Raw genomic sequence first — 26886 nt, 5'->3', positions numbered from 1 at the left:
CAGTGACCATCGACTGGCATGTGGACGACTACTTGTGCGAGAGTAGTCGCATGAGCGCCATCCGCCTCTTCGTCCTCGGCTCACTCGACCGCCGCGGCCCGATGCACGGCCACCAGATGCGCCTCCTCGCCGAGGAGGAACACATCGACAGGTGGACCGGCGTCACCGTGGGTGCCGTCTACGGCGCGCTCAAGCGCCTCGAGTCCGAGAAACTGATCACCACCGTCCGCACCGAGCGGTCGGGGAACTATCCGGAACGCAAGGTCTACGACATCACCGAGGCCGGCCGTGGAGCCCTTGCCGACGTACGAGCCGATGCGCTGACCCGCGTCGAGCTGCGCCCCGACCCCTTGGACCTCGCCCTGACCCGCCTCGACACGGCATCGCTCGACGAGCTCGACGCCGTCGTCCGTGACCGCCTCGACGAGCTCAGGCGCCGCCTCGCGGAACGCGAGGCGCACAGCGAGAGCATCGCGCAGCACCTGAGGACGGTCGAGCTCGTGACCATCACCCACACCACCGACCGTCTCCGCGCGGAGATCACCTTCCACGAACGACTCCTCGCCGCCGTGCCGCAGATCGTGGCCGACGAGCTGAGCCGAGAGGACAAGCCATGACCAGCACCAGCACGCCCACCCCGGAGCCGGGCCGAGGATCACCCGGCGGAGGCACGAACGCTGACCCCACTCCACGCAGCTCGTGGATCGCGCTCGCCGTACTCATCCTCGGCGTCTCGATGGCGCTGCTCGACACGACGATCGTGAACGTCGCGCTGCCGACCATCCGCACGTCGTTCGACGCCTCGGAGGGCACGCTGTCCTGGATCATCTCCGGGTACGCGCTCGCCTATGGCCTGGCCCTCATCCCTGCCGGCAGGGTAGGTGACCGGGTGGGCCACAAGTGGGTGTTCGTCGTCGGCCTGGCCGGGTTCACGCTCGCGAGCCTCTGGTGCGGCCTCGCATCCGGCGCCACCGAGCTGATCGTGGCTCGCGTGGTCCAGGGCCTGTGCGGCGGCATCTTCTTCCCGGCCGTGACGGCGCTGATCCAGCTGATGTTCGCCGGGCGCACACGGGGCAAGGCGTTCGCGGTGATGGGCGCGGCCATCGGGTTCTCCACGGCGCTCGGGCCGATCGTCGGCGGTCTGCTCATCGAGGCGTTCGGCGAGAACGAGGGCTGGCGCTCGATCTTCTTCGTCAACCTGCCGTTCGGGGTCATCGCGGTCGTCGCGGCGATCGTTCTGCTTCCCCGGATCGTCGTGGGAGCCACCGCGCGCGGGATCGACGTCGTCGGACTGCTGATCGTCACGGCGGCGCTGCTCGCGGTCCTGGTGCCGCTCATCGAGGGTGAGGACGCCGGCTGGCCGTGGTGGACCTGGACGTCCCTCGCGGGCGGGCTGCTGCTGATCGTGGCGTTCGCGTCCTGGGAGCGCCGGGTGGCGGCACGGGGCGGCAACCCGCTAGTCCCGCCGCGCCTGTTCGCGCACGCCGCGTTCACCGGCGGCGCCGTCCTCGCGCTGGTCTACTTCGCGGCGTTCACCAGCATCTTCTTCACGATCTCGATCTTCTGGCAGTCCGGGCTCGGCCACTCCGCGCTGGCGTCCGGGATCGTGTCGGTGCCGTTCGCCATCGGGTCGATAGTCGGCGCGTCGCAGAGCGAGCGGCTGACGCACCGCCTGGGTCGCACGGTGCTCGTGCTCGGCACGGGCATGGTCGCCATCGGGCTCGTGTCGCTGTGGCTCGTGCTCTGGCTGGTGCCGACCGGCGACCTGACGCACTGGACCCTGGCCGCGCCACTGCTCGTCGGCGGCATCGGCAGCGGCATGTTCATCGCCCCGAACTCCCAGTTCATCGTCGCCACGGTGGACCGCAACCAGGCAGGGGCCGCGTCCGGCGTGATCGGCACGATGCAGCGGGTCGGGTCGGCGGCCGGTATCGCCGTCGTCGGCTCCGTGCTCTTCGGGTCGCTCACGTTCCCGCCCGGCCGCCCGACGCCGGAGGTGGTCGCCGACGCCTTCGGCCACGCCGCGACCATGGCGATGGGGACCAGCGCGGGACTCGCCGTGGCGGCGTTCCTGCTGGTCTTCACGCTGCCCCGCCGGGTCGACGACCGGGTGCGGCCCGCCTAGCCGGCGAGGTGGCTCCACCTCGCCGCGAGCTCAGCCCACGGCCCGACCTCTGCGACCTTGCCGTCGACCAGCACCACCACACGGTCGGCTCGGGAGAGCGCCGCACGCTTCGATGTCGCGCCCACCACCGTGGTGCCCCGCTCACGCAGGGCGGCCCACAGCTCGATCTCGGTCGAGGCGTCGAGCGCGCTGGAGACGTCGTCCGCCAGCAGGAGCTCCGTGTCCGCGGCGAGCGCCCGGGCGAGCGCGAGCCGCTGGACCTGGCCACCGGACAGCCGCACACCACGGTGCCCGACGAGGGCGTGCGGGCCGCCCGCTTCCTCCATGTCCTGTGCGAGACGCGCGCCCTGGACCGGGCCGACGATGTCGCGGGCGTGGTCGAGCGCCACGTTGTCGGAGAACGTACCGGACAGCACGCGCGGCACCTGGGCCACGTGGGCCACCTGGCCGGGGCGCATGAAGACCTGGGCGTCGGTCACCTCGGTGCCGTTCCAGCGGACCTCGCCGGTGTGCTCCATGAGCCCGGCCAGGGCGGACAGCAGCGACGACTTGCCCGAGCCCACCTGGCCGAGCAGGAGCACGAGCTCGCCGCGCCGGATCACGAGGTCGACGTCGGAGACACCGATCGTGCCGTCGTCGTGCAGCGCGGTGACGTTGCGCAGCTCCAGACGGTCCAGGGGCTCGCGCGGGGCAGGCTCGGGCGACGGCGCGATGCCGGTGACCAGGTCGACGCCCCGCCCGCGCGAGACGAGGTCGGCGCCTCCCGCGAAGCGGGCCGTCGCGACCTGCCAGGCCCGGGTCCCGGGCGCCTCGGTGACCACGGCGCCGGCGACGACACCGAACCAGGCGAAGCCCATCACGGCGCTCGAGACGAGCAGCGTGGTGGCCAGGTCCCACCGGTCGGTGAGGTAGAACGCCCATGCGGCGACCACGCCCACGTACAGGGCCACCAGCGGCACCGAGTCGAGCACCGCCTGCACCCGGTGCTCGAAGATGGCGGCCTGCACGCGGCCGGAGTCGACCACGCCGAGGTGCCTGCGGACGTCGGGCGTGCGGGCGGCGAGCTTCACCGTGCGGGCCGAGTCGAGCGCCGAGACCAGGGCGCGCCCGAACCGCGCACGCGCCGCCGAGGAGCCCGCCGCCGAGCGACCCGCGATCGGCCGGCCGATGGCCGACGCCGCCGCCGAGACGACCATGACCGCCAGCAGGACGGCGCCCGCGGTCCAGGTTCCGCTGATCAGGGCCGTGACCGCCACGATCGCGAGCCCGTTGACGAAGTCGACCCAGCGGTCCGCGTACCGCACGAACCGGTCAGCGTCCATGGACCTGGCCACGACCTCGCCGGGCGGCGTCTCGGGCAGGCGGTACTGCCGGGTCTGCCCGCGCATGACCGACATCCGGATCCGCAGGAGGATCTCGATCCACCAGCGCGGGTACACGCCCATGGCCCGGGAGACGAACAGCGGCTGCATCAGCAGCAGGACGGCGAGCGAGACCAGCAGGGCCACGGGTAGCTCACCGGTGCCCACCTGCTCGACCGTGCGGCCCCACAGGAACCCGGTGACGGCTCCCTGTGCCGCGACCAGGCTGGCGAGGAGGAACAGGACCGCGCCGACCAGGCCCCACTTCGGACGCACGAACAGCGCGTGCAGCACACCGCGCGCGAGGCTCGGCCCGTCGCCGGGCCGGGCAAGGTCGGGCGGGGTTCCGGCGCGACGGCGACCGCCGACCGCGTCAGGTTCGCCCGTGGCGCTGTCAGGCTCGGTGGAGCCGGACCCCGCGGTGTCGGACTCAGCCGTGTCGGACGAAGCCGTGTCGGACGAAGCCGTGTCGCGCGGCAGCGTGCCGGGAGCCGCGACCGACTGGGCGCGTGCCGTGTCGGTGGCGTCGGTCGTCTGACTTGCCCCCTGCGCGTCCAGCGACCCGTCGCTCGCGCCCGCCTCCAGCAGCGAGCGGAACGGTCCCGGGTTGCGGGCGAGGACCGCGCGCCGCCCCTGCTGCACCACCCGGCCGTGATCGAGGACGGCCACGAGGCCGGCTCGTTCGATGGTGCCGAGCCGGTGCGCGATGAGCACGCCCGTGCGTCCGGCGAGCAGCCGGTCCGACGCCGCGACCACGCGCGCCTCGGTGAGCGGGTCCATCCGCGCGGTCGCCTCGTCGAGCACCACGAGCTGAACGTCGCGCACGAGGAGCCGGGCGAATGCCACGAGCTGCTCCTCGCCCGCCGAGAGCTTGGTGCCGCCGGGGCCGAGGAGGGTGTCGAGGCCGTCGGGCAGGCCGGCCGTCCAGTCGGTCAGGCCGAGCTCGCGCACCGCCGCCTCGATGTGGGCCCGGGGGACGTCCGCGAACAGCGCGATGTTCTCCGCGAGCGTCCCGGCGATGATCTCCGTGCGCTGCGTGACCACGCCGACAGCAGCCCGCAGCTTCTGCAGGTCCAGGTCGCGCACGTCGGCGCCGCCCAGGAAGACCGAGCCCCGTTCCGGCTCGACCGCGCGCGACATGAGCGCGGCCAGCGTCGACTTGCCCGAGCCGGTGCGGCCGACGAGCGCGATCGTCTCACCGGCGGGCACCGTCAGGTCGACGCCCTGCAGCGCGAACGTGCCCTCGGCATAGGCGAAGGTCAGGTCGCGCAGCTCGAGCCCGAGCGGTCCGTCCGGCAGGTCGTCGCCGCCGTCGGGCTCGGGCTCGACCGCCAGCATCTGGCGGATGCGCAGCACCGCGCCGAATCCCTCCTGGATGTCCGGCAGGTGGTGCACCAGGTTGTCCATCTGCCCCACGAACATCGCGGTGACCAGGAAGAGCGTGACGAGCTGCTGCACCGACAGGCCACCACCGACGGCCACCACGGCGCACGCGACGGCCGTACCGGCCAGCAGCGCGTACATCACCAGGCCGGCGCGCCGGAGCAGGCGCTCCTCGACGCGCACCACCGAGCGGAACTTGTCGTGCACCGTCGCGGAGAGCTGCGCGACCCGGCGCACGGCGAACGCCTGCCCGAGGCTGGTGCGCAGATCGTTCCGGGCGGCGACCGCCTCTTCGAAGGCGGCGGCGTGATCGGTCCACGCGGCCTCCTCGATCACCTTGCGGCGTGCGATCTCGCCGAGCAGCGGCTTGGTGAGCACGGCGACGATCCCGCCGAGCACGGGGAACAGGAACCAGGCCGGCCACCAGGTGATGCCCGCGATGATCCACATGGGGATGACACCGGCGACCGTGCGGCCCGCGCCCCACAGCTGGCGGCGCACGAGCGTGCCAACCGCGTGCGTGTCGTCGTCGACCCGGTCGAGGACCTCGCCGACCGCCTGCTCCGAGAGTGTCTCGAGCGGCTGGCGCAGCGCCGCGCTGAGCAGGTCGCTCCTGAGCTTGCCCTCTGCCCGGTCCACCACGCTCGCCCAGACCACCTGGCCGAGGCCATCGAACAGCGCACCGCCCACCACGCACAGGGCGAGCAGCACGAGCCCCAGGACGGTGGCGTCGGCCGCCAGCTTCCCGGCCGCGGCCGCGCCGAGGGCCTGGCCCACCGCGCCCGTCGTCAGCGCGAGCAGGGCGATGACCGCGGCCGCGCCGCGCAGCCGGCGCCAGTCGAGCCGGCGGTCCGGGTCGTCCGTCAGCACGGGCGCAGGGCGAGGCGACGCCTCGGGAAAGGGCGTGGTCTCAGGGGTCCGCGGTGCGTCGATCATGGTTTCTTGAGGCTACGTCGAGACACCGACAGTCCCCGCCTCTTTTTCCACGGAGCGACCAACGTCACGCCCCCACCGCGAGGTCCGGCGAGGTAGTCACCCAGCGTGCGCTGGGTGACTACCTCGCCGGACGACTACCTCGCCAGAGGACTACCTCGGCGGGGTCAGAGGGACGCGAGTGCCTCGTTGAACGTCTTGCTCGGACGCATCACCGCGTTGACCTTCGCCTCGTCCGGGCGGTAGTACCCGCCGATGTCGGCAGGCTTGCCCTGGACCGCGAGCAGCTCCTCCACGATCGCCTGCTCGCTCGCGGCCAGCGCCTCCGCGAGGGGCTTGAACGTGGTGGCGAGCTCGGCGTCGTCGGACTGCGTGGCCAGCTCCTGCGCCCAGTACAGGGCGAGGTAGAAGTGCGAGCCGCGGTTGTCGATAGTGCCGAGCTTGCGGCCCGGGGACCGGTCCTCGCCCAGGAACGTCCCGGTGGCGCGGTCGAGCGTGTCCGCAAGGACCTGGGCCCGGGCGTTGCCCTCGTTCACCGCGAGGTGCTCGAAGGACGCGGCCAGCGCGAAGAACTCGCCGAGCGAGTCCCAGCGCAGGTAGTCCTCCTCGACGAGCTGCTGGACGTGCTTCGGCGCGGAGCCGCCGGCACCCGTCTCGAACAGGCCGCCACCGTTCATCAGCGGCACGATCGACAGCATCTTCGCCGACGTGCCGACCTCGAGGATCGGGAACAGGTCGGTGTTGTAGTCGCGCAGCACGTTGCCGGTCACCGAGATGGTGTCCAGGCCCTGGCGGATGCGCGCGAGCGAGAACGCCGTGGCCTCCGACGGGTCCATGACGTGGATCTCGAGGCCCTCGGTGTCGTGCTCCGGCAGGTACTGCTCGATCTTCTTGATCAGGTTCGCGTCGTGCGCGCGGCGCGAGTTCAGCCAGAACACGGCGGGGGTCGCGGAGGCGCGGGCCCGCGTGACGGCCAGCTTGATCCAGTCGCGGATCGGGGCATCCTTGGTCTGGCAGGCGCGCCAGACGTCGCCGACCCGGACCGCGTGCTCGATGACGACGTCGCCGGCACCGTTCACGATGCGGACGGTGCCGTCCACGGCGATCTCGAACGTCTTGTCGTGCGAGCCGTACTCCTCGGCCGCCTGCGCCATGAGGCCCACGTTCGGGACGGAGCCCATCGTGGCCGGGTCGAGGGCGCCGTTGGCGCGGCAGTCGTCGATGACGGTCTGGTAGATACCGGCGTAGGACGAGTCGGGGATCACCGCGAGGGTGTCGGCCTCCTCGCCGTCGGGCCCCCACATGTGGCCGCCGATGCGGATCATGGCGGGCATCGAGGCGTCGACGATGACGTCGGACGGTACGTGCAGGTTGGTGATGCCCTTGTCGGAGTTCACCATCGCCATCTTCGGGCCGTCGGCCAGCGCGGCGTCGAACGCGGCGCGGATCTCGGCGCCGTTCGGCAGGGACGCGAGCCCGGAGAAGATGCCGCCCAGGCCGTCGTTCGCCGACAGGCCGGCGTCGGCCAGGTCCTGGCCGTACTTCTCGAAGACCGGCTTGAAGAAGGCCTTCACCACGTGGCCGAAGACGATCGGGTCGGAGACCTTCATCATCGTCGCCTTGAGGTGCACGGAGAACAGCACGCCCTCGGCCTTCGCCCGCTCGATCGACTCGAGCAGGAACGCGTCCAGCGCGGCGCCGTCGATGAACGTGCCGTCCACCACCTCGCCGGCGAGGACGGGCAGCGACTCCTTGAGCACGGTGACGGTGCCGTCGGCGGCGACGTGCTCGATGCGCAGGGTGTCGTCGGCCTCGATGACCACCGACTTCTCGTTGGAGAAGAAGTCGTCGTGGCCCATGGTCGCGACGTTCGTCTTCGAGTCGGGCGTCCACGCACCCATGCGGTGCGGGTGCGCCTTCGCGTAGTTCTTGACCGACGCCGGTGCCCGGCGGTCCGAGTTGCCCTGGCGCAGCACCGGGTTCACGGCGGAGCCCATGACGCGGCCGTAGCGCTCGCGCGCGTCCTTCTCGGCGTCGGTCTCGACGCTCTCCGGGAAGTCCGGCAGGTCGTAGCCGAGGCCCTGGAGCTCGGCGATGGCGGCCTTCAGCTGCGGCAGCGAGGCCGAGACGTTGGGCAGCTTGATGATGTTGGCGGACGGGTCGTGCGCCAGCTCACCGAGCTCGGCGAGCGCGTCGGCCTGACGCTGCTCCTCCGTGAGCCGCTCCGGGAACTGCGCGATGATCCGGCCGGCGAGCGAGATGTCGCGGGTCTCGACGTCCACACCGGCCTTCGCCGCGTATGCCGAGACGATCGGCAGGAACGAGTACGTCGCCAGGAGTGGGGCTTCGTCCGTGTGGGTATAGATGATCTTGGCCATGGGTGTGGCTGACTCCCCGGGTTATTGGAATGTGCCGATCTCTCGACATCAAGATACCCGAGGGTGCCGCGGTCCCCGGAATTGCGAGACGCACCTCACGCCCCGGCATACCCGTTGGTCGGGTTCGACCAACGGGTACGTCGGGTGCGGGTCAGACCAGGCCCAGGGAGCGGACGGCGTCGCGCTCCTCGGCCAGCTCGGCGACACTCGCGTCGATCCGCGCTCGGGAGAACTCGTCGATCTCGAGGCCCTCGACGATCTTCCACTCGCCGGTGCCGTCAGAGGTCACGGGGAAGGAGGAGACGAGCCCCTCCGGGACGCCGTACTCGCCGGAGGACCAGAGGCCCGCGGAGGTCCAGTCGCCCTCGGGTGTGCCGAGCGTCCAGTCGCGGACGTGCGCGATCGCAGCGTTGGCCGCCGAGGCCGCCGACGAGGCCCCACGCGCCTTGATGATCGCCGCCCCGCGCTTCGCCACGGTCGGGATGAAGTCGTCGGTGAGCCAGGTCGTGTCCGCGGCGATCTCGGCGCCAGGACGCCCGCCGACCTCCGCGTGGAACAGGTCGGGGTACTGCGAGGCGGAGTGGTTGCCCCAGATCGTGAGCTTCTTGATGTCCGCGACGGCGGTCCCGGTCCTGGCCGCGACCTGCGAGAGCGCGCGGTTGTGGTCGAGCCTGGTCATCGCGGTGAACCGCGTGGCCGGCACGTCGGGCGCGTTCGTCGCCGCGATGAGCGCGTTGGTGTTCGCGGGGTTGCCGACCACCAGCACGCGGACGTCGGAGGCGGCGCCGTCGTTGATGGCACGGCCCTGGGGGCCGAAGATGCCGCCGTTGGCCTCCAGGAGGTCCGCGCGCTCCATACCGGCGCCGCGCGGGCGGGCACCGACGAGGAGCGCCACGTTCACCCCGTCGAAGGCCTTGACCGGGTCGTCGAAGATCTCGACGCCGGCCAGGGTGGGGAAGGCGCAGTCGTCGAGCTCCATCGCCGTACCCTCTGCTGCGGCGACGGCCTGGGGGATCTCGAGGAGGCGGAGCCGTACTGGCGTGTCCGCGCCGAGCATCTCGCCCGCGGCTATGCGGAAGAGCAGCGCGTACCCGATCTGGCCAGCGGCTCCGGTGACGGTGACATTCACGGGTTCAGTCATGACCCCACTCTTGCATCGACCGGCCCGCCTCGCCCAGCCCCCACGCAACATCCGTGCGCAGGGCCCTGACGACCGCCGGAGACCGGCTCTAGACGATGCCGTAGGGCACAGCATGGGTACGGTGATGAAAATACCTGCGCGCATTCAGGTATTGCTCAGCCAGGTAATGGCAGGATGTGCGCGACATCGCACGCACGCCGCCACAACGCGCACCGAATCGGTGTGCCACTGAAAGGATCTGACTTCATGTCCCAGGACCTCGCCGCGACCCGCGGCGTCACCGAGGTCGAGGAGCGGTCTCCGAGCCTGCTCGTCCGCCTGCTCGCCGAGACCTTCGGCACGTTCCTGCTGACGCTCGTGATCGTGGGGATGCTCGTCTACGGCCCGCTGAACTCGGCCCAGGCACTCGGCGTCGCGCTCGGTGGTGCCTTCGCGTACATCGCCGGTGCCGCTGCCGTCGGTCGCATCTCCGGCGCACACTTCAACCCGGCGATCTCGCTGGGCGCCTGGCTCGGTGGACGTATCTCGGTCGGCGCCATGTTCAGCTACTGGGGTGCGCAGCTCGTCGGCGCCATCCTGGCCGTCGCCGTGCTCTTCGTGACGCTTCCCGGCACTCTCGTCGAGCTGCTCGGCAAGGAGGACACGGCCGGCGTCTTCAGCTCGGCGGTGAACGGCTTCGGGGAGCTCTCCCCGCTCTACCTGCAGACGCAGGGCGGGGCCCAGTTCGACTGGGGCTTTGCGCTGCTGATCGAGGTCATCATCTCCGCGGTGCTCGTGGGCGTGTACCTGGGCGCCAACGACCCGCGCCGTCCGATCGGCTACGGTCCGCTTGCCGTCGGTAGCGCCATCGCCGCGCTGACCCTGGTCTCGTGGTTCGTCACCAACACCGGCATGAACCCTGCTCGCTCGACCGCCGCCGCGATCTTCGCGGGCGAGTGGGGCCAGCTCTGGCTGTTCTGGGTCGCCCCGCTCGTCGGTGCCGCCCTGGCCGCCCTCTTCTACCGCGCGTTCGGCTCGAGCGAGCTCGAGGAGACCGACGAGCTGGACCTCGACGAGGACGACGATCTCGATGACGACGGCGTCGTAGTGGTCGAGGAGACGGAGATCGTCGCCGTGGAGACCCCCGCCAAGGCGGAGGCCGAGGCCGAGGCTGAGGTCGCCACGCCGGAGCCCGCGAAGAAGGCCGACGACAAGGCCTGATCCACCGCAGCACCTGCACGACGCCGGGGCCGCACCTTCCGTACGGGAGGTGCGGCCCCGGCGTCGTGCGGGCACTGTGCAGACCGTGCGCCGATCGGCAGCCGTTTGCCGGGTCGGAGCTTCCCGGCGCTACGATCCCGGATCATGGCCGACAAGAAGCAGACACCCGGTGACGAGCCGGAGCCGGCTACGGAACCCGAGACGGCCGACCTGGCGGACGACGACGCGGACGGCGCGGCTGACGCCGCGACTGACGCCGCAGAAGACGACGTAGAAGGCCCGGCGGGCGACGTCGTCGACGACGCTGCGAAGGCCGCAGAAGCAACGCCCGCCCTGCCCGACGCCGGGCCGGCAAGCTCCGCCGACGCCGACGCCGACGCCGACGCCGACGACCAGCGGCCCACCGGCCCCTACCCGACCCGGGTGGGCTGGGTGGTGGCCGCGTTCCTGCTCTTCTGGCCGTTGGCGATCCCGGCGCTCGTGCTGTCGATGCGGACCGCCGAGGCCAACGGCACGGGGAACGTCCGCAGGGCGGAGAAGTCCTCCGTCCGCACGCTCGACTTCGCCCTGGGCGCCGTCACCCTGGGAGTGCTGGGCATGGTCGGGCTGGCGGTCGGCGTAGTGGCCGCCCCCACCTACGCGTCGTCGCTCCCCGCGGGGTTCGTCTCGGCGGTCCGGTCGTTCGTCCCGCCGGCCCTGGCCGGCCCGCTCGGCATCACCCTGCCCGACGACGGTGCCGAGCTCGCCGCGCCGACGTCGTCCCCCAGCCCGAGCGAAGACCTGTACGGGGCCGCCGACCCCTACGCCCCCGAACCGTCCGCCACGGACCCGTACGGGGACCTTCCGGTGGAGGGCCAGACGGAACCGTCCGGCGAACCGACCCCGGACTCCGACTCCGACCCGGACTCGGACTCGGACCCGACGATCCCGGAGCTGGACGAGACCGCCACGGCCGGGGCGGAGATCCCCGACCTCGCGGTGGGCGACTGCTTCGACACGTCGGGGACGTCGGGCCAGACGACGCTCTACCGGATCCCGGTGGTCGCCTGCAGCACCGCGCACGGCGGCGAGATCTACGCCGAGACGACGGCGCCCGACAGCCTCGCGCGGAACGGCAGCACGCCGACACAGCAGGCGCTCTGGGACGCCGCGGACGCGTACTGCTACCCGGAGTTCACGAAGTTCGTCGGCATGCGATGGGCCAGGTCGGAGCTGCTGTACTGGCCGATCGCGCCGTCGGAGGAGAGCTGGGCCGAGGGCGACCGGCGCATCCTGTGCGTCGTCGAGTCGGAGAAGCCGGTGACGGGCTCCCTCAAGGGCGCGGACCGCTGACGCACGCCGGGCGGCTCCGGCCGCCCGGCGGGGCGCCCGCCCGGCGGAACGGCGTCAGATGCTGGGCGTCGCCACGGCGAGGATGCCGATCAGCACCGCCGTCACGCCGTACAGCACTATGTCGACGGTCCGTGTGCGGATGACGAGCCCGACCGGGCTGTCGAGGACCGCGCGGAAGATCGCGCAGACCACGAGGACCACACCGATGCCGATCGCCCCGACGCGTGCCCCGGCGGTCAGGCCGAGCAGCACCGAGAGGGCGACGCCGATCAGCACGAGCCAGATCGCGAGATTGCTCCGCTGCGGCTCGGGTGACGTCATATCGGATGCCTCGCCGCTGGAGGGCTCACTGCGGTCGAGCTCCTGGCTGGTCGTCGTCGTGGTGGCAGTCGTCAGACGTGCCTCTCCGGTTCGTTCGAGCGTAGCCGTTCCGGCGGATACCGGCTCGAGGAGCGCCGTAGCGCCACCCGATGCGCCGGAGGCAGTCCGCGTCTCACTGAGATCCACGGCACGAGACTACAACCGAAACGTCGCGATTCTGCAGGGCCGTGACCTGCTTGCAACCTGAATACCAGTCCGTTCCCAGGTTGGCGACCCTCCGAGCTACCGTGAGGTCCATGCCCACGCCTTCAGCACAGGTCCCCAGCAGCGTCGTCATCGTGGGTGCGGGACTGGCCGGTGCACAAACCGCCGCGGCGTTGCGGAAGCACGGTTTCGAGGGTCATGTGACGCTGCTCGGGGCGGAGGGCCTGCCGCCCTACGACCGGCCGCCGCTGTCCAAGGAGCTGCTCAAGCGTACGGAGCCGGTCTGGCTCGCCGACGACCTCGGCATCGACCTGGCCGCCCTCACCGACGACCTCCGGCTCGCCGATCCGGCGGTCCACCTCTCGGTGGACCGGGAGCGCGTGGTGGTACGGACGGCGTCGGGCGACGACGTGACGGCCGACGTCGTCGTGCTCGCCCTCGGCAGCGAGCCCGTCCGGCCGGCGGGCTGGGAGGCCGCCGTCACCCTGCACACCGCCGCGGACGCCGAGCGGCTGCGCGCGGCCCTCGCGCCCGGGATGCGGCTCGTCGTGGTGGGCGCCGGCTGGATCGGGGCGGAGGTAGCCGGCGTCGCCGCGGGCGCCGGCGCCCGCGTCACGGTGGTGGAGGCGGGTCCGGTTCCGCTGGAACGGCAGCTCGGTCGGCGGGTGGGCGGCCTGGTCACCCCCTGGTACGACGCCGCAGGGGTCACCCTGGTCACGGGCGTCGCCGTCGACCAGGTGCTGCCCGGGGCGCACGAGGACACGCAGGACGGCGCGCGCGTTACGCTGGCCGACGGCCACGTGCTCGAGGCGGACCTGGTGCTGGCGGCGGTCGGCGCGCGGCCGGCGTCGGGCTGGCTCGCCGGCACCCTGCCCCGTGAGTCGAACGGCGGGCTGCGGGTCAACCGCGCGGGCCGATTCATGGGGCTGCGCTCCCCCACCGACCCGGCGGGCGGGCTGCACCTCGACGCGCTGCGCCGGGTCTGGGCGGTGGGCGACATCGCGACGCGGGAGCACCCGGTGTTCGGGCCGGTCCCGGGCGGGCACTGGTCGGCGGCCCTGCACGACCCTGACGTCACGGTCCGGGCACTGCTCGGGCTCGACGAGCGCGCCGCCGAGCCGGAGCGGGTGCGCGCGCGGCTCGGGCTCGCGCCGATCCCGGCACACGCGCCGTACGTCTTCTCGCAGCAGCTGGGGCACGACCTGGCGCTGTTCGGCGCACCGTCCCCGTTCGACGAGGTGGTGCTGCGGGGCGACCCCGCGGCGTCGGGCGGCTGGGCCGCGCTCTACCTGGAGAACGCGCTGGACCGGCATCCCCGCCAGACCACGGACGGCCACCGGGTGGCGACCGTCCGGGCCGTACTGCTCGTCGATTCGCCCCGCGAGGTCGGGCAGGTGCGCAAGCTGATGAACCGGGGCGTCCCGCTGGAGCTGGAGCTGGACCGCGCCCTGGACCCGGCGGCCAAGCTCAGGGACGCCGTCGTCTGACCGATCCCGGCGGCCATCTTCCCTCGCCGCTCCCGGGCGTCGCCGCCCCCTTCGAGGTCTAAGTTTCTCCGCTATGAACCGTTTCAGAGCGGAGAAACTTAGACCTCAAAGGGAGGCATACGGAACCGGTATCCACAGGGTGCTGGTGCTTCGTCAATGTTGGGGGTGGTTGCGTGTTGTTATTGGGTTATGCGACCGCTCAGAGCTTTGCCTCCGCAGCTGCAGGTCATCGCCTCCGGGCAGGAAGGGCTGATCTCCGCCAAGCAGCTTGACGAGATCGGCGTGGACGCCTCGTGGCGTTACCGGCTGGTGCGCCAGTGCCGCCTGACCCGGGTCACCCAGGGTGTGTTCGACACCGTCCTGGTTCCTCCGGAGCAGAGGTCGCGGGCCGACGTCCTGGATCACCTCCGACGACGCCCCGCGTGGCTCGGTCTTCTCGCGGGCGGCCCGGGCTCGACGGCGGTCGGCGTCTGCGCTCTCGCGCTCTATGAGGCCAAGGGCCTTCCGCGCACGATTCGGCCCGAGGTGGTAGCTCCGGACGGAAAGTGGCGGCCGCCGCGGGACGGGATCGTGTTCCGCAAGCTCGGCAACCTGGCCACGACCGAGCTCCGCGACACGTTCCGGATCGCGAGCGTCACGCACGCACTTGCACGGGGCGTCGCGCAGCTGCGCCGGGACGACGCGGTCGCCGTCATGGATGACCTGCTGCATGCCGGGAAGATCACCGTCGACGACCTTGCCCGCGCGCACGAGCTCGCCCGCGGGCACAGGAACGTCGAGGCGACGCATCCCTGGTGGTGTCTGGCAGATGGCCGGTCGGAGTCACCTCTCGAGTCCGCGGCGCGGCTGGCCTGCCTCGATGCCGGCATCCCGCCAGATGCCCTCCAGCTGGTGGTCCGAGACACGAACGGCAGGTTCCTGGGCCGGATCGACCTCGCCTGGCGGCTCCCGGACGGAACCTGGCTCCTCGTCGAGATCGACGGCGCCGAGGTGCACGGCACGCCCGAAGCCGTCTTCCGCGACCGAAACAGGCAGAACTCGCTGGTGTCGGCCGGTGGCTCACGGATCCTGCGCTTCACGGGCAAGGACATCCGCTCCCGCATGACCACTACCCTGTCCGAGCTGCTCCGCCAATCAGGCTGGATCGCCGGGGCATACGACGACCACGGCCAGCCGGCCATCCTCGGCGCGCATCCCGCCGCCCGTGGCCGTCTTCTTTGAGGTCTAAGTTTCTCCCTGCTGAATCGGTTCAGGGCGGAGAAACTTAGACCTCAAAGTGGGGCCGGGGGTCAGTGGGCGAAGTGGCGGGTGCCCGTGAGGTACATCGTGATGCCCGCCGCCTCTGCCGCCTTGATCACCTCTTCGTCGCGGATCGAGCCGCCCGGCTGCACGACGGCGGTGACCCCGGCGTCGAGCAGCACCTGCAGGCCGTCCGCGAACGGGAAGAACGCGTCGGACGCCGCGACGGCGCCACGGGCCCGCTCGGTGCCGTCGGCCAGGGTGTTCGCGCGCTCGACCGAGAGACGGCACGAGTCGACACGGTTCACCTGGCCCATGCCGATACCCACAGCCGCACCGTCGTGCGCCAGCAGGATGGCGTTCGACTTGGCGGCGCGCACGGCCTTCCACGCGAAGGCGAGGTCGGCGAGGACCTCGGGCTCCGCTGCCGCGCCGGTCGCCAGCGTCCAGTTCTCCGGGGCGTCGCCGTCGGCCTGGAACCGGTCGGTCGCCTGCATGAGCAGCCCACCGGAGATCGGCCGGGTCTCGACAGCACCGGACGGCGCCTCCGGGACGACCAGCAGCCGGATGTTCTTCTTGGCCCGCAGGATCTCCAGCGCCTCCGGCTCGAAGCCGGTCGCCACGACGACCTCGGTGAACACCGGGGCGATCTGCGCGGCCGCCGCCGCGGAGATCACGCCGTTGGCGGCGATCACGCCGCCGAACGCGCTGACCGGGTCGGTCGCGTGGGCCCGCGCGTGGGCCTCCGCGATGTCAGCGCCGACGGCGATGCCGCACGGGTTGGCGTGCTTGATGATCGCCACCGCCGGGCCCTCGTGGTCCCAGGCGGCCCGCCACGCGGCGTCGGCGTCGACGTAGTTGTTGTAGCTCATGGCCTTGCCGTGCAGCTGCTCGGCCTGGGCCAGGCCCGTGACCCCGTCGCCGCGCGTGTAGAGGGCGGCCCGCTGGTGCGGGTTCTCGCCGTAGCGGAGCACGTCCGCACGCTCCCAGGTGCCGCCGGCCCAGGCCGGGAAGCCCGTGGACACGGGACCCTCTGCACCGTCCACCGCGTCGGTGGGCGAGAGCACGGAGCCCATCCAGGACGCCACCGCGACGTCGTACGTGGCGGTGTGCACGAACGCCGCCGCCGCGAGCGCCTTGCGCTGCGCGTAGGTGAAGCCGCCGGCCTGCACGGCGGCGACGACGTCGGCGTACCGCGCCGGGTCGACGACGACGGCGACCGACGGGTGGTTCTTCGCCGCGGCGCGCACCATGGACGGCCCGCCGATGTCGATCTGCTCGACGACGGCGTCCGGCCCGGCGCCCGACGCGACGGTGGCCGCGAACGGGTAGAGGTTCACGACGACCAGCTCGAACGGCGCGATCTCGAGCTCGACGAGCTGGTCGAGGTGGTCCTGCTTGCGGGTGTCGGCGAGGATGCCGGCGTGCACGCGGGGGTGGAGGGTCTTGACCCGGCCCTCGAGGCACTCGGGGAACCCGGTGAGCTGTTCGACGGGGGTGACGGGGATCCCGGCGTCGGCGATGCGCGACGCGGTGGAGCCGGTGGAGACCAGCTCGACCCCTGCGTCGTGCAGGGCGGTGGCGAGCTCGATCAGGCCGGTCTTGTCGTAGACGCTCAGCAGGGCGCGCCGGACGGGGCGCTGCGAGCTGTCGGTGAGCTGGACATCGGGTGTGGACGGGGCGCCGGACATGGCGGTTCTCCTCGGAGTGAGCTTCGCGGAAAACCCTGGCACCCAGGCGGGCGGCGCGCATCACGGGTCGCTCGGCCGCTCCCCGGTGGTGACCCACCCTCGCCAGTCACGGCCACAAGAAGTGTAGCCGGACGTCAGTACACGTAGCGGTGGACGGTCTCCGGGTGGATGACGACGCGGGTCAGCTCGCCGGCCAGGATCGTCGCGAGGCTCCTGGCCTGGGCCGGGTCGTCGAGGTCCCAGTAGCGAGCCGCGAGCCGGGCGCCCAGCTCGTGCGCCCCGTCGGCCTCGACGGTGGTGCGTCCGGCGACGGACAGGAACCCGTGCAGAGGGCGGGCGAGGAACTCGAGGTCTTCGGTGGTCAGGCTCGCGCTGGTGGTCATGACAGCGATTCAACGCGACCTGACCGGACGTATCCATGGGCGATGAGCCGGATTACCTTTGTGATCGTCTAACCTCGGTGGATGGACTCGTTCGGTGATCTCTTCCGCGGGATGCGCGCCCAGGGCTCGCTGTTCGGCAGCTCGACCCTGTCGCCGCCCTGGGCGCTGGACTTCGTCGACGGTGCGCCGCTGACGCTGTGCGCGGCCATCAGCGGAGCGGGCTGGATAGTCACAGAGGGCCAGCCGCCGGTAGAGCTGCGCGCCGGCGAGACGGCGGTCGTGCGCGGCCCCGCGCCGTTCCTGTTCGTCGACGAGGTCGGCACGACCGCCGAACCGGTGGCGTGCGGCGAGCACTGCGCGGTGCCCGAGCTGGGCGGGACCAGGTACCGACGCGGCTGGAGCGGCTGCGGCGAGGGCGCGACGACGCTCGTCGTCGGCGCCTACCCGGTACGCGGGGAGATCAGCCGGCGGCTGCTGGACGCGCTGCCCGTGGTGCTGCGCGTCGGTGCGGGCGGCGCGAGCGACGCCGTGCTGGACCACCTTGCCGCAGAGGTCGCCACCGACACCCCTGGGCAGCAGGTGGTCCTGGACCGGCTGCTGGACTGGTTGCTGGTCTGCGCGGTGCGCGACTACTTCGACCGGCCCGACGGCGAGCCTCCTGCCTGGTACGCCGCCCAGCGGGACCCGGTGGTCGGTGACGCCCTGCGCCTCCTGCACGCCGAGCCTGCGGCGTCCTGGTCGGTCGCCACGCTGGCCGCCCGGACGGGGGTGTCCCGGTCCACCCTGGCCAAGCGGTTCGCCGACCTGGTCGGCGAACCGCCGCTGACCTACCTCACGGGCTGGCGGATGACGCTCGCCGCGGACCTGCTGACCGAACGCGAGAGCGCGACCGTCGCAGAGGTCGCCCGCGTCGTCGGCTATTCCGACCCGTTCGCCTTCAGCGTGGCGTTCAAGCGGGTGCGCGGCGTCAGCCCGAGCACGTTCCGGCGCACCGGCGCACTGGCCCGCAGCGCGTAGCCCTCAGGCCGGGATCCGCACCTCGAATCCCAGCAGCTCCCAGGCCCGCGCAGCCCTGGGCACCCGGTCGTCCCTTGCCACCCCGGACAGCCCGCCGGCCACCATCGAGACGGCGAGCAGCAGGTCGTCCGACGTCGTCCCGGGCGGGGCGTCACCGGCAGCCCTCGCATCCTCGAGCCGGGTCCCCAGCGCGACGGCGACCCGGTCACCCAGGTCGGCCAGCCGCCCGTCGGGCACGCCTGACCGGACCAGGTCCACGAACCCGACCGACTCGACGGCATGGCGCGTGACCAGCCCGAGCAGGTCGGGCAGCCCGACGCCGGGGGTCGCCGCGAGCTCCTCCACAGCGGCCACCTGCTCCTCGAAGACGGCGACGACGAGGTCGATCCGCTCCGGGAAGTGCCGGTAGAGGCTGCCCTGCCCGACACCCGCGCGCTTGGCGACCGCGCTCAGCGGCGCGCCGGTCCCGGCGGACCCGAAGACCTCACGAGCCGCCGCCAGCAGCGCGGCGCGGTTGCCCGCCGCGGCGCGCGGCCCCAGGTTGGGCACTCCCCCGCGGCGCGCGGCCATGTGCGGGACGCCGCCGCGTCGAGGGTCGCGAAGTACACCGGTCATGGCGCTATCCTAGATACCGGACAACACTGTCCGGTATCGTCCCCGTCCCAGGAGCGCACCATGGCACTGACCGTTCACTCCACCGTCGGCGAATGGCTGGATCACCCGGTCGGTGGTCAGATCCTCGCCGGCTTCCTCGCGCAGGGCGGGGCGACGCCGGACTCCTTGGCCCCCGCCCGCGGCCTGCCGCTGGGGCAGCTCGTCGCCATGTCCGGCGGCAAGTTCCCCGCCGAGGCGCTCGACGCTCTGGTCGGGGCCTACCGGGAAGCGGCGCCCGACGAGGCCGCCCAGGCGGACGCGGACTCCGACAGCGAGCAGCCGGCCGGCTGGGTCGAGCAGCTCACCGCCGGCCGCTTCGCCGGCCAGACCGTGGTCGTCACGGGCGCGGCGTCCGGCATCGGCCGGGCCGTCGCCACCCGCGTGGCGCGCGAGGGCGGCCGGGTCGTCGCCGCCGACATCTCCAAGGAGAAGCTCGACGAGCTCGCGGCCGCGCTGACCGACCTCCCCGCCGGGGCCGAGGTGATCCCCGTCGCGGGCGACATCTCCGACCAGGGCGACGTCGAGCGGATCGTCCTCGCCGCGGGCGACCGCATCGACGCGCTGGCCAACGTCGCAGGGATCATGGACGACATGTCCGCGGTCCACGAGGTCAGCGACGACCTGTGGGAGCGCGTGCTGCGCGTGAACCTTGAGGGCACGATGCGCCTGACCCGCGCCGTCGTGCCGAGCATGCTGGCGGCGAAGGAGGGGCGCATCGTCAACGTCGCCTCCGAGGCCGGGCTGCGCGGTTCGGCCGCGGGCGTCGCCTACACCGCCTCCAAGCACGCGGTGGTCGGCCTGACCAAGTCGTCCGCCGTGATGTACGCGAAGAGCGGCATCCGCACCAACGCCGTTGCGCCCGGCGGAGTCGCCACGGGCATCCCGGTGCCCGGTGCCGCCGATTTCGGCGCCGCCGTCCTGCGGCCCTACCAGGCCAACATCCCGAGCCTGGCCATGGCCGAGGAGCTGGCCGCCTCCATCACCTTCCTCCTGTCGAAGGACTCGGTGAACCTCAACGGCGCGATCATCGCCTCGGACGGCGGCTGGTCAGCGGTCTGACGGCTTCGGACCGGGTGACCGACGGCGTGCGCGGCGTCGGCCACTCGACCACGTCGGCCGCCCAGGTGTCCGGCTTGCCGATCCGCATGAGCGGCCGCGTGCAGCAGAGCGCCAGGAGCACGCACACCATCGCCCCCACCATCACCCACAGGCTGGCGCCGATGCCGAGGCCCTCCAGCAGCGCACTGCCCAGGACGGGTGCGGCCGGCGCGGCGATCAGCCCGGTCAGCCCGAGCAGGGACGTGGCGCGGCCCATCATCCGGTCCGGGACGATCACCGTGAGGTACCCGGTGAAGCCCGCGTTGAGCGCCGGGTAGAGGAACACCCCGAACGCCAGCATCGAGACGAAGACCCAGTAGGTCGGCGCGAGCGCCATGACAGCCAGGGCGACGACGAGCAGGCCGATGGTCAGGAGCCCGAACCGGCCCACCCTGGTGCGCTGCACGATCGGTCCGGCGACGACGGCTCCCGCCAGCATGCTGATGCCCGCACACGCGTCGACCAGCCCGATGAGCCGGGGATCGGTGCCGGTCCGGACGAGCTCCAGGTTGACGACCACGATCAGGGAGATCGCCGTCAGGTTCAGCAGGGTGATCAGCACCAGCACGGCGCGGAAGAGAGGCACGGCGCCCACGAAGCGCAGCCCCTCGCGCAGGTCGGCCAGCGGGTGGCTCAGCTCGGTCCGCTCGCGGTTGAGCGGCTCGCGCACGAGCGAGACCGCTACCGCCTCTACCGCGTGCCCGATCACGGAGGCCACGAACGGCAGCACGTGGGCCATGCCGTAGAGCAGTCCCCCGATCGGCCCCGCGAACAGCCCGACCGCCGCCATCCGCCCCTGGTTCACGGCCATGGCGTTCGCCATCTGGGCAGGCGGCACGACGGCGCGCAGCGCACCCCCCGACGCGGGGTTCACGAACGCGCTCACCATCGAGGAGCCGAACAGCACCGCCGCCAGGTGCCAGCCGCTCAGGGCTCCGGCGAGGCCGGCCACGAGCGCCGTCACCCAGAGTGCAGTTCCCGTGGTGGCAGCGAGCACCAGCAGCCGACGGCGGTCCACCCGGTCCGCGACGACGCCCGCCGGCAGGGTCGCCACCAGCGCGCCGACCTGGCCGATCCCGCTGATCAGGCCCGCCTGCGCGACCGATCCGGTGAGCTCGAACGCGAGCAGCGGCACCGCGAACGTACCGACGCCCGCCCCGATCGCCTGCGCGAACCGCCCGGTGGTCAGGAGCAGGTAGGCGCGGTTCCGCCGGAGCGGGACGTCGGGTATCGACGGGGTCGCTGCCACTGGGATCGCAGCGCTCGGAGTATCTACGGTCGGTGTCTCAGCGGCCACGCGGCACAACGTAGCCGTTAGGCGCATCGAACGGGTGAAATGTCCGCAACCACCCCGGCGAGGCGGTCTCTTACGAACTGACCCTCGGGAGGTAATAGAGGCCGGCTCCGCGACGATTCGGCCGCGACGGCTCGATCAGCCCTTGATCTTCGAGGCTCCTGAGAAGCCGGCCCATGTTGGTCGGATGCGCGCTCAGGAGCGATCCGAGCTCGGTCGAGCTGATGCGGCCCCGAGCGCGGACGTAGCTCAGCGCTACCGATTCCCGACTTGCCCGGGCACGCCGCGGCGCGCGAGACCCGTATCCGCTGTCGAGCGCCTTGCGCGCACCCTCAACCAAGGCCCAGGCCTCGGACATGCCATCAGGAACGCCGTCCACGGGAGTGATCACCGGTGAGCGCGCAACGGTCAACCCAAGGAGCTCCTCAACCACGGGCAGAGCCTCCCCCTCCGACACCTGAAGTGACGTGGCGAGCGTTGCCAGGTCGATCCATCCCTGCCGGGTCAAGAGGTCGAGTGCCATCAGGCGTCGCAGGTTACGCGGGGTACCTGGGTCGCTGAACGCGGCGAGCCACGTCATCCAGCCCTCGTCGACCGTCTCGGCGATCAGCGAGACGATTACGGTCGGCGACGGTGTCTCCGTGATCTCGGGTCGCGGATAACCAAGGCGAAGCATGTCAGCGACCATGCGGTCGACACCGATTCCTTCCCGCTCAGCCACACGGATGGCCGCGAGCAGCTCGGTCAGCGCGGTATTCCTGGACCGGGAGGGGTGATTGATGATGTTGTCCGAAGTGACGCCGCCGAAGAACGCTCCAGGACTCGTCACCTTGAGGCTGTTTCCCAGGTGCTCCACAACCGTGAGGTCGTCAACTCCCCACTCCCGGTGCGCCACGCCGTTCACGACCGCCTCGCGCAGTGTCCGCTCGGGGATCCGGCGCGTCTGCCCGATGGCGAGCCCCTGACTCACGTGGACCATCGGATTGTGAGCGCGCGCGGTACTGAAGACCGCCTGCAGCTCCTCGATCAGCGAGAGTCCCGCGTCACGGACGCGGTCCGTGCTGTCCGCTCCGGCTCGGTCACGCCGGATGTAGTCGATCGCTGGAATGCCCCTTCCGACAAAGACAAGGAACCCCGCGTTCGTGAGATGCCCGTCTCCGGTCACGGCGTTGAGGCGACGAAGGAGGTCAGGCGTTGCCGCCTCGGCGAGGTCGTTCGCGCTCGAGTCGACCGACTCACGCAAGAAGGTCCGTACGATCTCGACCGCCGTAGGGCGTGCCGACTCGCTCAGCACATTGCTCGGCTGTGCGGACCAGTCGACCAGGAGCCCGTGTGCGCGGCGCTCATGCCACGTTGCCGCGTCGATCTCGACGCACCGGTCTGCCACCCGCCAGCTGATCCGGTCGTTCCACCGAACAGGCTCGATCGCTTCCACGACCCGCACCGCGAGAAGTCGCGATCCACGGACGAAGACGTCTCTCGCATCAACGGTGATCCGCCGCTGCGTCAGCTCGAAGATGCGGGCGCGCAGCCACTCCGGGTCGAGCTCGGTACCGATGAGGGTGGAGTCGTCCGCAACACCGACGAGCAGTGCCCCACCACCAGGAGTGTTCGCCATACAGGCGCACTCTCCCGCCAGCGCTCGCGCCGCCACGTCGTTGCGCGCCGACCCTGGCAGAACGACACCGCCCGGACCACGTCGACCTGCCTCTTCCTTGAGGTCTAGCTGCTGATGCTCGACCACCGCGCCGCCGTCCGCCAGGATCGCCAGTGCCTCCTGCAGTGCCTCCACCACGGGATCCGGACCATAAAGTGTTGCCATGGTGCGAGCCTACGCCCGAGGTACAATTTTCTCTCGAATTAATTGTACTGAAGGTCTCCAAGCACACCAGACGACACATTCGGGAAGGTCGGCGTACCGTCGCGCGTCCCGCCAGGAACTCAGCGGCCGATCGAGGCCTTCCGGCCCGCGACGTACAAGCCCTCGCGAGCGATGCGGCCTACGGTCTCGACGAGCAGCGCCCGCTCGGCGACCTTGATCCGTTCGGTCAGGGTCGGCTCGTCGTCGTCATCGAGGACCGGCACCACCGTCTGCGCGATGATCGGGCCGGTGTCCACGCCGTCGTCCACCAGGTGCACCGTGCTGCCGGTGACCTTGACGCCGTGAGCAAGCGTGTCGCGGACGGGGTGCGCCCCGGGGAAGCTCGGCAGGAGGGCAGGATGCGTGTTCATCATGCGTCCCTCGAACTTCCGCACGACGCTCGGCGCGAGGATGCGCATGAACCCGGCCAGGACCAGGTAGTCCGGCTGGAACACCGAGACGGCCTCGAGCACGCCGTCGTTCCAGGCCGCACGATCGTCGAAGTCCTTCATGGCGACGACGGCGGAGGCCACACCCGCGGCGCGCGCGAGATCGAGCGCGCCGGCGTCCGGACGGTCCGTCACGAGGCCGACCACGCGCGCGCCGTAGGCGGCGTCGTCGTGCGCGGCCAAGAGCGCACCGAGGTTGGATCCGCCGCCAGAGGCGAGCACGACCAGACGCTTGGCGGAACTGGACTCGACGGGGTGACCGGAGGGCGTCTGCACGAGACCCAGCCTACGTGGACCGGACCGCGGGCGGCGCCGTCAGCCGACGCGCCACACGCTCAGGGTCGCCCGGCCTCCGCGGACGCCGTCCACACCGACCGCGACCTCGCCGTTCAGCGTCAGCTCGCCACGCGGTTCGCTGCTCCACGTTGCATAGCTGTCGCCCATCGAGATGCTCCCGCTCGTGTTGGCGTACGAGTAGAGCATCCCGCCCAGGCTCATGTCGGCGGAGCCGTCCTCCACGCTCGCGAGCAGAATCTCGTAGGGCCCGCCAGGTCCGCCGAACGTCAGCACCTCACCTTCCTCGACCCACACCTGACACCTTCCGTCGGAACAGGCCCCGTGGTCGGACCCGTCGGCCGGGCGGTCGGCACGGACGACGGCCTTGTCCCTGGCACACTCGTGCCGGGCGGAACGTTCTGCGTCCTTCCGCACATGGTCGAGGACCCGGACGATCTGGTCGCGCGACTGCCCGGCCTGCTTGGCGGAAGGCTCGTCGCCGTACTCCTCGAGGTACTCGTCGTACAAGGCACGCGCGTCCTTCAACGGTTCGACGTCGATGAACGACTCCAGGCCGGCCATCGAGCCGAGCTCCGTCGACTCCATGGCGAGGGGCTCGGCACCGGCCGTCTCGTCCGCGCAGGCGAGAAGCCACTCGTCGCGCAGGTCGGCCGTCCGGGCGATCGGTTCGGCGAGCTCGGGCTGTGTCCACCCGCCGTCGAGCAGGTCAAGATGCTCGTCACGGGTCATGCAATAGCCCTCCTCGATGTTCGACTCGCCGTAGCGGGCGTTCTCCGCCGAAAAACGCTCGAGGTACGCCTCCATGAGGCCGCGGACGCTCTGCGACTCCTCCGGGTTCTCGTCGAGCGCCTTCGCCAACAGCGGGAAGGCTTCCTCCGGGAACCCTTGGACGAAGTTGACGCCCAGGTACTTGCTCTCCCGGCGGTGCGGCGGATCCAGCTCGTCCAGCGCCGCGATGGCACCGGCACAGTTCCCGTCCGCATGCAGGCTGTCGGCCTCGTCCACGAGCCGGGAAGCGTCAGCCCGTACCAGGAGACCCATCCCGACAGGCGCGACCAGCACGACCGCGGCAGCCACCGCGACCACCGCGACAACGACCCGCCACCGCTGGGCCAGAAACCGCCTGGTACCGCGCCCCCACGTGCGGAGCGTTGACGCGGGCTCACGCAGGCGCGGGGTCGTCTGCTCCTGTGACGGGCCGACCGGGCTCGGGCCGCTCGGGCTGGGGTCCGTCAGACTCGGGCCGGTCGGGCCACCTGCTCCGGTCAGGACCCCATGGTCCGTCTGGTTCGCCGGGTCGGTCGGGCTCGACAGATCCGTCGGGATCGGGTCCGTCGGGCTCGGAGCGGTCGGGGTCGCCGGCTCCTTCGGATCGCTCGGGGGCGTCGACGTCGCCTGATCCTTCGTCATGCAGCAGGTCGACGACGGAGCTCTCGGGACCCTGCCCAACCTCCTCGACCCGGTCCCGCAGGCGCGCGGGCAGGCCGACGGCGTCCAGCTTGGCGCCGAGCAGCACCGCGGCAGCTCCCCCACCGATCTCCGCGGCCACGAGGCCGGCGGTCAGCAGCGCGTTCGCGCCGACGTCGGCCAGCCGGCCCGGACCGCCCGCACCCGCCGCCATCCACTGCCCGAGGAGCATGACGACGGCCGGGGTGAGGACTATCCCGCCGAGCACCCATCCGACGTCGGACCAGCGAACCAGCGACGGCTCCAGCCGGCGCCAGACGAACAGGCCCGCCGCCACCCCGCACACGACCACGAGCACGGGTGCCCAGGCGCTGACCGGGTTGGCCCAGTCCTCCCCCGGCAGCGCGCCGAGGAGCGGGATGGCGGGCAGCGGTCCGGAGATCGTGCCGAACGGCGTGAAGCTGGTCCCCTCGCCGATGGCGAAACCCGGCCCCGCGAGCCAGGCGATCGCCCACAGCACCATGTTGGGCAGCAACGCCAGCTGCGCGACGGCGAACACGATCCCGCCGGTCCAGCCGGGTTCGAGAGCGGTGATGATGTCCGACGACGTGGCACGCCCGGCCAGCGCCCACGCCGCCACGAGGAGCGCTCCACCGCCGAGGAGCAGCGCGCTGGCCAAAGTTCCGCCCCGCAGTCCGAGCCGCAGCGTCGCGGGCACCAGGTCGACGCCGGTGACCCGGTGCACCAGTGCCTCCGCTCGCTCGCCGAACTCCGTGGCCGCCGGAGCATCCGGACGCGCCAGGATGCCGAGCGCCATGCCGAGGCCGCCCATGAACAGGCCGGCCAGGGGCGCTGTCGCGAACGTCCAGCCGGGTGCGCTCCCCGCGATGGCGGCCACCGCCGTCGTGCAGAGGGCGTAGGTGGCGGTGCCTGCGGCCCACGCGGCCACCGAGGTGGTGGCGAAGCGCTTGGCCGAGACGTAGGTGAGGAACAGCGCCAGGCCCGTGACGCCGAGCGGCGCGAGGGAGACGGTGACCGTGTCGGCAGTGAGCGGGACACCGTGGCCCAGCAGCCAGAGGCCCATCGCGACGTCGACGGCCGAGCGGACCTCTGCGCCGTCGCCGGGCGTGCCGGCGGCCGTGGACGTCGCGGCTGTGCCGACGAGGTAGGCGACGACTGCGGGGAGGACCACCACGGCGAGCGACAGCACGAGCGCCTGACCGGCCGCGAGGACACCGGCGACGATGTGGGAGACCGTCGGCGGTTCGTGCTCCGCCTGGGTCGGCTCCTCGACCAGCCGGCTGCGGCGGGCGGTCGGCCTGCTGGCCGGTCGGCTCGTCCGGGCGCCGGGAGTGCGGGTGGCCGAGCTGGGGCGGGGTGGTGCGCTCACCACCCAATCTTCACCCGGGTGGGGCTGTCACACGGCGGACGCGGCCCGGCGTGGCCTGGGTGAACTTCGGGAAAAATCACGGCCAAGCATGGAGTTCACGAGGGGTTCTGGTGTAGAAATGACCCTTTTGCGCACCCTGGCCTTGAGTCACGCCGCGAAGTAGACAGGCAGCGAGGTGGACACCCCGGCAACAACACAGGCTCGTTCACCAATTCACTACTCAGGACGGCCGAGAGTATCG

The 26886-nt window shown here is 71.6% G+C and carries 20 protein-coding genes and 1 riboswitch; of the genes, 8 read left to right on the top strand and 12 right to left on the bottom strand.

What is annotated here, in order from left to right; all coding sequences use genetic code 11:
* The first annotated feature begins 50 nt into the window (after positions 1-50).
* Together AB0F70_RS25060 and AB0F70_RS25055 are read left to right on the top strand one after the other, a co-directional pair.
* Complete coding sequence (locus AB0F70_RS25060; protein WP_357455136.1) at positions 51-617, top strand: PadR family transcriptional regulator; 567 nt, start codon at positions 51-53, stop codon at positions 615-617.
* Positions 614-2125, top strand: a complete 1512-nt coding sequence (locus tag AB0F70_RS25055; protein ID WP_357455132.1) for an MFS transporter — start codon at positions 614-616, stop codon at positions 2123-2125. Before AB0F70_RS25060 ends, AB0F70_RS25055 begins: the two co-directional genes overlap by 4 nt.
* On the opposite strand, the gene AB0F70_RS25050 is transcribed toward AB0F70_RS25055, so the two are convergent.
* From AB0F70_RS25050 to AB0F70_RS25040, 3 genes are all read right to left on the bottom strand, one after another.
* The gene (locus tag AB0F70_RS25050) at positions 2122-5805 is read right to left on the bottom strand and encodes an ATP-binding cassette domain-containing protein (RefSeq protein WP_357455128.1); all 3684 of its coding nucleotides are present in this window, start codon (positions 5803-5805) and stop codon (positions 2122-2124) included. The two genes, AB0F70_RS25055 and AB0F70_RS25050, sit on opposite strands and share 4 nt — an antisense overlap.
* Before the next feature lie 164 nt (positions 5806-5969).
* Entirely contained in the window at positions 5970-8180 is a 2211-nt protein-coding gene (locus tag AB0F70_RS25045; protein WP_357455125.1) for an NADP-dependent isocitrate dehydrogenase, read from the bottom strand.
* Between the two features lie 151 nt (positions 8181-8331).
* Complete coding sequence (locus tag AB0F70_RS25040) at positions 8332-9321, bottom strand: malate dehydrogenase (protein WP_357455122.1); 990 nt, start codon at positions 9319-9321, stop codon at positions 8332-8334.
* Between the two features lie 246 nt (positions 9322-9567).
* Between AB0F70_RS25040 and AB0F70_RS25035 the strand changes: the two genes are divergently transcribed.
* Positions 9568-10521: an aquaporin gene (locus AB0F70_RS25035; RefSeq protein ID WP_357455119.1), complete on the top strand. Its 954-nt coding sequence runs from the start codon at positions 9568-9570 to the stop codon at positions 10519-10521.
* A gap of 144 nt (positions 10522-10665) precedes the next feature.
* Positions 10666-11853: a septum formation family protein gene (locus AB0F70_RS25030; protein WP_357455116.1), complete on the top strand. Its 1188-nt coding sequence runs from the start codon at positions 10666-10668 to the stop codon at positions 11851-11853.
* A 54-nt stretch (positions 11854-11907) separates the two neighbouring features.
* Here the strand turns inward: AB0F70_RS25030 and AB0F70_RS25025 are convergent, their stop codons facing one another.
* The gene (locus AB0F70_RS25025; RefSeq protein WP_357455113.1) at positions 11908-12174 is read right to left on the bottom strand and encodes a DUF3017 domain-containing protein; all 267 of its coding nucleotides are present in this window, start codon (positions 12172-12174) and stop codon (positions 11908-11910) included.
* 296 nt (positions 12175-12470) lie between these two features.
* Here AB0F70_RS25025 and AB0F70_RS25020 point away from each other — a divergent pair, with 296 nt between their 5' ends.
* Together AB0F70_RS25020 and AB0F70_RS25015 are read left to right on the top strand one after the other, a co-directional pair.
* A complete protein-coding gene (locus AB0F70_RS25020; RefSeq protein WP_357455110.1) occupies positions 12471-13865 on the top strand; it encodes an FAD-dependent oxidoreductase in 1395 nt (464 codons plus the stop codon).
* A gap of 207 nt (positions 13866-14072) precedes the next feature.
* A complete protein-coding gene (locus AB0F70_RS25015; RefSeq protein ID WP_357455107.1) occupies positions 14073-15086 on the top strand; it encodes a hypothetical protein in 1014 nt (337 codons plus the stop codon).
* Positions 15087-15154: 68 nt separating this feature from the next.
* On the opposite strand, the gene purH is transcribed toward AB0F70_RS25015, so the two are convergent.
* A complete protein-coding gene (purH, locus tag AB0F70_RS25010) occupies positions 15155-16795 on the bottom strand; it encodes a bifunctional phosphoribosylaminoimidazolecarboxamide formyltransferase/IMP cyclohydrolase (protein WP_357455104.1) in 1641 nt (546 codons plus the stop codon).
* 33 nt (positions 16796-16828) lie between these two features.
* Positions 16829-16915: riboswitch (ZMP/ZTP riboswitch) on the bottom strand.
* 14 nt (positions 16916-16929) lie between these two features.
* Positions 16930-17178 (bottom strand): hypothetical protein, encoded by a 249-nt coding sequence (locus AB0F70_RS25005; RefSeq protein WP_357455101.1) that lies wholly within the window; start codon positions 17176-17178, stop codon positions 16930-16932.
* Between the two features lie 81 nt (positions 17179-17259).
* Between AB0F70_RS25005 and AB0F70_RS25000 the strand changes: the two genes are divergently transcribed.
* Positions 17260-18195, top strand: a complete 936-nt coding sequence (locus tag AB0F70_RS25000; protein ID WP_357455097.1) for an AraC family transcriptional regulator — start codon at positions 17260-17262, stop codon at positions 18193-18195.
* A 3-nt stretch (positions 18196-18198) separates the two neighbouring features.
* Here AB0F70_RS25000 and AB0F70_RS24995 read toward each other — a convergent pair whose 3' ends face one another.
* Entirely contained in the window at positions 18199-18810 is a 612-nt protein-coding gene (locus AB0F70_RS24995) for a TetR/AcrR family transcriptional regulator (protein ID WP_357455094.1), read from the bottom strand.
* A gap of 60 nt (positions 18811-18870) precedes the next feature.
* On the opposite strand from AB0F70_RS24995, the gene AB0F70_RS24990 reads away from it, so the two are divergent.
* Complete coding sequence (locus AB0F70_RS24990; protein ID WP_357455091.1) at positions 18871-19908, top strand: SDR family NAD(P)-dependent oxidoreductase; 1038 nt, start codon at positions 18871-18873, stop codon at positions 19906-19908.
* On the opposite strand, the gene AB0F70_RS24985 is transcribed toward AB0F70_RS24990, so the two are convergent.
* From AB0F70_RS24985 to AB0F70_RS24965, 5 genes are all read right to left on the bottom strand, one after another.
* Positions 19874-21244 carry an MFS transporter gene (locus AB0F70_RS24985; protein WP_357455087.1) on the bottom strand — a complete coding sequence of 457 codons (1371 nt, stop codon included), beginning with the start codon at positions 21242-21244 and terminating at the stop codon, positions 19874-19876. The genes AB0F70_RS24990 and AB0F70_RS24985 overlap by 35 nt on opposite strands.
* A gap of 70 nt (positions 21245-21314) precedes the next feature.
* Positions 21315-23063 carry an ATP-binding protein gene (locus tag AB0F70_RS24980; protein WP_357455084.1) on the bottom strand — a complete coding sequence of 583 codons (1749 nt, stop codon included), beginning with the start codon at positions 23061-23063 and terminating at the stop codon, positions 21315-21317.
* A gap of 119 nt (positions 23064-23182) precedes the next feature.
* On the bottom strand, positions 23183-23827 hold the full coding sequence (purN, locus tag AB0F70_RS24975; protein ID WP_357455081.1) for a phosphoribosylglycinamide formyltransferase: 645 nt from the start codon (positions 23825-23827) through the stop codon (positions 23183-23185).
* 39 nt (positions 23828-23866) lie between these two features.
* Positions 23867-24925, bottom strand: coding sequence for a hypothetical protein (locus AB0F70_RS24970; RefSeq protein WP_357455078.1), 1059 nt, complete (start codon positions 24923-24925; stop codon positions 23867-23869).
* Positions 24926-25010: 85 nt separating this feature from the next.
* Positions 25011-26645: a DUF6350 family protein gene (locus AB0F70_RS24965; protein WP_357455075.1), complete on the bottom strand. Its 1635-nt coding sequence runs from the start codon at positions 26643-26645 to the stop codon at positions 25011-25013.
* Between the last annotated feature and the right edge of the window lie 241 nt (positions 26646-26886).

The organism is Promicromonospora sp. NPDC023805 (assembly GCF_040639635.1).
In the GTDB taxonomy this organism is placed as follows: domain Bacteria; phylum Actinomycetota; class Actinomycetes; order Actinomycetales; family Cellulomonadaceae; genus Promicromonospora.
The sequence above is the reverse complement of the archived record's forward strand: the minus strand, read 5'-3'. Positions and strand labels throughout refer to the sequence as shown.